Origin of the sequence: Ferrovibrio sp. (assembly GCF_029255545.1) — a bacterium.
GTDB lineage: Bacteria > Pseudomonadota > Alphaproteobacteria > Ferrovibrionales > Ferrovibrionaceae > Ferrovibrio.
Genome location: NZ_JANLJJ010000082.1, coordinates 47,146 through 53,782, shown reverse-complemented (window position 1 = coordinate 53,782; position 6,637 = coordinate 47,146). Strand labels below are relative to the sequence as shown.

Genomic DNA, 6,637 nt, shown 5'->3' with positions numbered 1-6,637 from the left:
ATGCCTTCACCTATCTGTTCAACCAGGCGGAATTCGGTCTCGGTTGCCCGATCAATGTCACCGATGGCGCCGCGATGCTGCTCGACCGTTATGGCAGCGAAGCTCTGAAGACCCGTTACCTCGATGGCCTGACCACCACCGACATGACGCGTCTGACCCAAGGCGCCCAGTTCATGACCGAGAAGGAGGGTGGCTCCGATGTCGGCCGGCTCACCACCCGCGCCGTGCCCGAAGGTGATCATTGGCGGCTCTATGGTGACAAATGGTTCTGTTCCAACGCCGATGCGGATATCGCCATGCTGCTGGCCCGGCCGGATGGCGCTCCGGATGGCACGCGTGGCGTCGGCCTTTTTCTGATGCCACGCCGGCTGGATGACGGATCGCCAAACCACTACCGCATCATCCGGCTGAAGGAAAAGCTTGGCACCCGCTCCATGGCTTCCGGCGAGATCAGGTTCGATGGCGCCATTGCCTACCATGTCGGCCGGATCGATCGCGGCTTTGTGCAGATGGCGGAAATGGTGAACTGGTCGCGCCTGTCGAATGGAGTCAAATCCACCGCCCTGATGCGCCGGTCCATGCATGATGCGATGACCGTGGCCCATGGCCGGATCGTGTTCGGTCGCCGCATCGCCGACCATCCGCTCAGCCGGCGGCAGCTGCTGAAACTGATGCTGCCGCTGGAACAGGCGCTGTCGCTCTGCCTCGTCACTGCCGATGCGCTGGAACGCGCCGAACAGCAGGGCAGCCAGGAAGCGGCGGCGCTGGTGCGCATCCTGACGCCCGTGCTGAAATACCGCTCGACCCGCGATGCCCGCAAAATGTGCGGCGATGCGCTGGAGATGCGCGGCGGCATTGGCTATGTCGAGGAATTTGCCAATGCCAGGTTGCTGCGCGATGCCCATCTCGGTTCGATCTGGGAAGGCACTGGCAACATCGTCGCGCTTGATGCGCTGGGTCGCGCCGTGCGACGCCATGGCGCGGAGGCCGCGCTGGCCGATGACCTGCATGCCCGGATTAGCGCCGCAGCGGTAGTCCCCCAGGCCTATCGTGAGCGGTTGAAACGACTGGTCGATCAGGCCATCGGCTTTGCCCGTTCGGTTGCGGAAAACGATGCGGCAGAGGCCGATGCCAGACGCGCCACCAGCGCCCTGTATCACGTCGCATCTGCTGTTTCTTTGGCCTGGGAAGCGGCTCAGGTTCATGATCGCCGCGGCGATGCGCGGCGTCTGCTGCTGTCGCGGCTGGTGCTCGATCACCGGCTGGCCGTGGGCGGGCCCTTCGCGCCGATGGCTGGTGCGACGGAAGATCGCATTGCCGGTCTGCTGCTGTCCGGCCGGCCGGTGTCGATAGCCGAGGCAGCCGAGATCGCGACGGCGTGAGGGTAAGAGCATGACGGCACATAGTATCCCGGAAAACGAAACGATCGCGCTGCTGCGCAATTCCGCCGCCGGTTTCGCCAGGTTTGACAGCCGCCGTATCCGCGACTGGCGCGGACGTTCGCCCGGTTTCGACCGTGTGGTCTGGCAGCAGATGGCCGGGCAGGGCTGGTTGTCGATCCTGGTACCCGAGGCGGATGGCGGCCTCGGTCTTGGCATCGAGGCGGCCGCTGCGGTGGCAGAACAGCTTGGCCGGGCCTGCTACCCTGAACCGTTCGTCATGGCCGGATTGCTGGTACCCGGCCTGCTGGCGGCATCGACCAATCAGGCCCTGAAGCGGGCGCTGCTGCCGGCCGCGTTGTCGGGTGACGCCATATTTAGCCTGGCATGGCAGCCAGCCGACGGCAGTCTGAAGCCGGCAACGAGCGCAATGAGGGCAAGCCGCCGGAACGGCTCCATTGTCCTGTCCGGCGAATGCCGTTTCATTGTGCCGGCACAGGCCGATCATTATCTGGTGCTGGCCCATACGGCTGATGGTCCGCTACTTGTCTGCGTTGATGCAGACCGTATCCGTCCCGGTCTCATTGAGGAATCCGGGCCAGACGGATTTTCCAGCGCCTGGTTACGCCTGTCCGATCTGGTCGCGCCGGAGGCTGCGATTTTGATGTCGGGGGTCGGGGTGACGGACACCGTTGAGGCGGCGCTGGATCAGGCGATCATCGTGCAGAGTGCGGAAATCTGCGGACTGATGCAACGCGCGCTTGAACTGACGCTGGATTATATGCGCACGCGCCAGCAATTCGGCGTCGCCATCGGCAGTTTCCAGGCCCTGCAGCATCGTGCGGTTGATCTGTTCATTCAGAACGAGCTGGCACGGCATGCCAAGGCTGCGGCCGTGCGAGCCGTCGAACATGGCGCGCAGGGCAAGGCGTTGTCGCTGGTCGCGTCCAGCGCCAAATCACGCGCTGCCCATGCCGGCTTGCTGATCAGTACGCAGGCGATCCAGCTGCATGGCGCCATCGGTTTCACGGACGAATACGATCTTGGCCTCTATGTGAATCGCATGATCCGGCTGGCCGCCAGCCTCGGCAATGCGGCCGAGCATCGCCGGCGCTTTGGCGATCTGAGCGAAGGAGCATGACGATGAGCTTCCGCTATGGCGTGCCGCAGGAGCGCGACTGGAACGCCCTGGACGACGTGGAATTCCGCCGCATCATCCGTGTCGAATTCGAAACCAATTATCCGACCGAATTGCGTTACGCGCCGCGCCGGTTGCGCTGGCACGAAACGAAAGACTGGTACCTGCGCATGGCGCGGAAGGGCTGGATCGCGCCGAACTGGCCGCTGGAATATGGCGGCATGGGGTTGTCAGCGTCCAAGCTGCTCATCTTCCAGGAGGAGGCTGAGCGCTGGGGCATTGGCCGTTATCAGGATCACGGCACGCTGATGCTCGGGCCCGTGCTGTTGCGCTGGGGCACCGAGGAACAGAGGCGCAGATACCTGCCCGACGTGCTGTCCTGCAAAAGCATCTGGTGCCAGGGCTATTCCGAGCCGGGCGCCGGTTCCGATCTCGCCGGCCTGAAAACCCGGGCCGTTCGCGATGGCAACGATTTCGTCATCACCGGACAGAAGATCTGGACCACCCTGGCCCATGATGCGACCCACATGTTCGCGCTGACTCGCACCGATCCGGATGCAAAGAAGCAGGAAGGCATCAGCTTTCTGCTCGTTGATCTCGCCCAGAAAGGCGTTACCGTGCGGCCGATCCGCGACATGGCCGGTCATGAGGAATTCTGCGAGGTATTCCTGGACGAGGTGCGCACGCCGGCCTCCAACCTTGTCGGCGAGTTGAACAAAGGCTGGACGGTTGCCAAGTCACTGCTCGGCTTTGAACGCATCCATGTTGGCAGTCCGAAGATGCCGGAATACGGCCTGACGGTTCTGGAAGCCGTGGCGCGGGCGCGCGGCATGTGGGACGATCCTCTATTCCGTGAGAAATATTACGCGTTGAAACTGGATGTCGCCCATCTGGCTGACGCCTACAATCATTTCACCGCCATTGTCATCCGCGGCGAACAGCTCGGCCAGGATGTGTCTTATCTCAAGATCTGGGCGACAGAGACGTTCCAGCGTATCGCCGATCTGGTGCTGGAAACCGCCGGTCCCTTTGCCGCGATCAACGGCACGGTACAGGTTGGCAATACCAGCGTCGATGTGCTGGCCAGTTTCTACAAGGCACGCACGCCGACCATTTATGGCGGCTCCAATGAAATCCAGCGCAACATCCTGGCCCAGCAGGTGCTTGATCTGCCGCGGCGCTGAACCGGCATTGAATGAGGCCCAGGCTTCTCCGGCACAGGATTCTCCGACATTCCTGAATGTCCTTGCCGAGGCGATTGGCGGGCTGATAGCGTAAAACAATCAGGAAACCCGGGCATGAACGGGAAGCCTGAGAGGAATGCCTTGGCCAGTTTGCGCAAAGAGGGCCGGGCGGCCGCGCCTCTTACTGTCTACCTGTTTATTGTTCGCCTATTTGATAGCGTAGCCGACTTCGCGACGTTGCGGAACACGAGATCATATGAGCAGCCCCAACATCCCCCAACGAGGCCAGTGGAGTACAAGCCTTGGTTTCGTGCTGGCGGCCCTGGGGTCGGCGGTCGGCATTGGCAATATCTGGCGCTTCTCCTATGTGGTCGGTGAGAATGGCGGGGGCGCCTTCATTGTTGTTTACCTGCTGGCGGTCATCGGCCTTGGGGTTCCCTTGCTGATTGCCGAACTTGCCATCGGCCAGAGGGCGCGCGCGAATGCAGTCGCGGCCTTTGAGCAGATATCAGGTGCCGTGCCCTGGCGATGGACAGGGTGGCTCGGGATTGTCGCGGGCGTCACCATCCTCAGCTATTACCCGGTCATCACTGGATGGGTGGCCCGTTATGGCTGGATTTATCTGGCCGAAGGATTGCCCAACTCTGGCGGAGCCGGATTCGCGGCTTTTTTCGAAGGCTTCATCGCCGATCCCGTTCAGTCGGTTATCTGGTTCGGTGCCGTGCTTGCGGCGGCTGCAGTGGTGGTTGCCGCCGGCGTCGAACGCGGGATTGAGCGCGCCAGCAGAATCCTGATGCCGGTTTTCGTCGCGCTCGTTATTTTGCTGGCTGGTTATGGATTGTCTCTGCCGGGTGCAACGCGAGCCTTGGCCTTCATGTTCGCTCCTGACTGGAACGTCCTGCGGGAGCCGAAAACCTATCTTGCCGCCGTTGGCCAGGCATTCTTTTCGATCGGGCTGGGAATGGGCATCCTGGTCACCTACGGCAGTTACCTTCCGAACAACGCTCGATTGCCACGCGCAGCATGTGTGATTGCTGCCGGGGATACGATCATTGCCCTGATTGCCGGGCTGATGATCTTCCCGGCCGTCTTCACGCTTGGTCTTGAGCCGACCCATGGCCCGACGCTGGCATTCGTTGTCCTGCCGGAGGTTTTTGCCGCATTGCCTGCGGGGCGCTGGATTGCGGTGGCGTTTTTTCTGCTTCTTCTGGTCGCCGCGCTGACATCGGTGATTGCCATGCTGGAGGTGCCGGTTTCCCTGGTGATGGAAAAATGGCAATGGCCACGACCGGCTGCTGTCTTTGTTGTCGCGGCTGTGGCATTCGCCAGCGGCATTCCGGCGGCCCTGGGATTTGGCGTATGGCGGGATGTTCTTCCCGTTTCCATCCCATGGCTGGACCTTACCGATGATTTCGCATCGACTATCGTCCTTCCCCTCAGCGGGATTGCCATCGCCCTGTTTGCCGGCTGGATCTGGCCGATGGCCGACGCCCTGCAGTCATCGGGACTGGCTTCGGCGCAATTGCGCTACATCTGGATATGGCTGTTGCGGATTGTGCTGCCTGGAATCATCGCGCTTGTCATGGTGCGCGGACTTGGCCTGATCTGAAAACAAAGCGATCTGGAATGCCGATTCCGGCAATCCGTGAAAATAACCCGGCTTGGCTGGATTCCGGCCACCCCTACAATGAGGAATCGCTATAATTTAAAGCTACTTCCGATCGGTTGGCGCGTTAATATAATATTGCTCTAATATAACGCATCGGCCGTATCGATTGGACATACGCGCATGAGTGATCTCGGTGCCTTGAACACTGCCATTGGCCCATCCCCGGAATCGAAGATAAAGGGGGACTCGTCGGTTTTTCTATGGCGCGGCGGCCTCAGGCTGATGCGCCCCAGGTTCTGGCTCCCGCCGACCGTCCTCAGCCTCGCGGTGGTGACGGCCGTCCAATACAATTACCTGCCGGGCCACGTCCTGGCCGAATTGTTTTCGATGATGATCGCCTGGGTGTTTTTTGGGCTGGCATGGAAGACGTATGCCCTGGAGGGCAATCGCTTTCTTATCATGCTCGGCTTTGGCTTCTTCTGGATCGGCGCGGTCGATTTCCTCCATATGCTGGCCTACAAGGGCATGAATCTGCTGCCGTTCACTGACGCCAATGAGGCGACTCAGCTCTGGGTTTGCGCCCGGGCTCTGCAGGCTCTGACCCTGGTATTTTGCCCTCTGCTGGCAAGGTGGGGTGGTTCGATCTGGGTGGCCTTTTTGGCTATAGGCGCTCTGGCCATCGCATCGGCCGTTGCGGTGTTTTACGGCCACTTCCCGCAGGCCTTCGTTGAGGGGGAGGGGCTCACGACCTTTAAGATCAGCGCCGAATACGTCATCATTGCGCTGCATGCCGTTTCGATTGCCTTGGTAGCCCGCATCCCTGAGGCCGTGCTGCGCAGTGAAGATCGGGCGCCGATAATCTATTTCATCATTATCAGCATGATCTCCGAGTTCGCGTTCACCCTGTATGTCGATGTATACGGCATCGCGAATCTTGTCGGCCATGTTTTGAAGATCTGGGCTTTCTGGCTGATTTTCGATGCGACCATACAGATCAATTTTGATGGCCCGCATTGGACCCTTAAACGACTCTCCCAGGTCGTCGAGCAAAGCCCCGCCATGGTCGTCATCACCGATCGCTCCGGGGTCGTCGAATATGTCAATCCGCAATTCCAGGCCGACACCGGCTACTCGGCGGACGAAGCGGTGGGCCGGCATATCGATTTCCTGAAATCTGACGAAATGCCACAGCGCCAGATTGATGAAATGTGGCAGGTAATCGGCCGGGGAGATATCTGGCACGGCTATTTCCGCAACCGCCGCAAGAATGGTTCGCTCTACTGGGACAAATCGACCATTGCGCCGATCCGCGATCCCCGCGGGAATA

At 60.8% G+C, this 6,637-nt stretch carries 5 protein-coding genes; all 5 read left to right on the top strand.

Features of this window, described 5'->3' with window-relative positions; genetic code table 11:
* The coding region (locus Q1J79_RS16195) for an acyl-CoA dehydrogenase family protein (RefSeq protein ID WP_300302415.1) at positions 1-1,382 on the top strand (1,382 nt) is incomplete at its 5' end.
* Between the two features lie 10 nt (positions 1,383-1,392).
* A complete protein-coding gene (locus Q1J79_RS16190; RefSeq protein ID WP_300302413.1) occupies positions 1,393-2,520 on the top strand; it encodes an acyl-CoA dehydrogenase family protein in 1,128 nt (375 codons plus the stop codon).
* Between the two features lie 2 nt (positions 2,521-2,522).
* On the top strand, positions 2,523-3,701 hold the full coding sequence (locus Q1J79_RS16185) for an acyl-CoA dehydrogenase family protein (RefSeq protein WP_300302411.1): 1,179 nt from the start codon (positions 2,523-2,525) through the stop codon (positions 3,699-3,701).
* A gap of 256 nt (positions 3,702-3,957) precedes the next feature.
* Positions 3,958-5,310, top strand: coding sequence for a sodium-dependent transporter (locus Q1J79_RS16180; RefSeq protein ID WP_300302409.1), 1,353 nt, complete (start codon positions 3,958-3,960; stop codon positions 5,308-5,310).
* A 180-nt stretch (positions 5,311-5,490) separates the two neighbouring features.
* Positions 5,491-6,637 (top strand): MASE3 domain-containing protein (locus Q1J79_RS16175; RefSeq protein ID WP_300302407.1); only part of this gene is annotated, 1,147 nt, incomplete at its 3' end.

Coding starts and splice junctions, on each gene's coding strand:
- Q1J79_RS16190 (WP_300302413.1), top strand. CDS start 1,393: ATGACGGCACATAGTATCCCGGAAAACGAAACGATCGCGCTGCTGCGC.
- Q1J79_RS16180 (WP_300302409.1), top strand. CDS start 3,958: ATGAGCAGCCCCAACATCCCCCAACGAGGCCAGTGGAGTACAAGCCTT.
- Q1J79_RS16185 (WP_300302411.1), top strand. CDS start 2,523: ATGAGCTTCCGCTATGGCGTGCCGCAGGAGCGCGACTGGAACGCCCTG.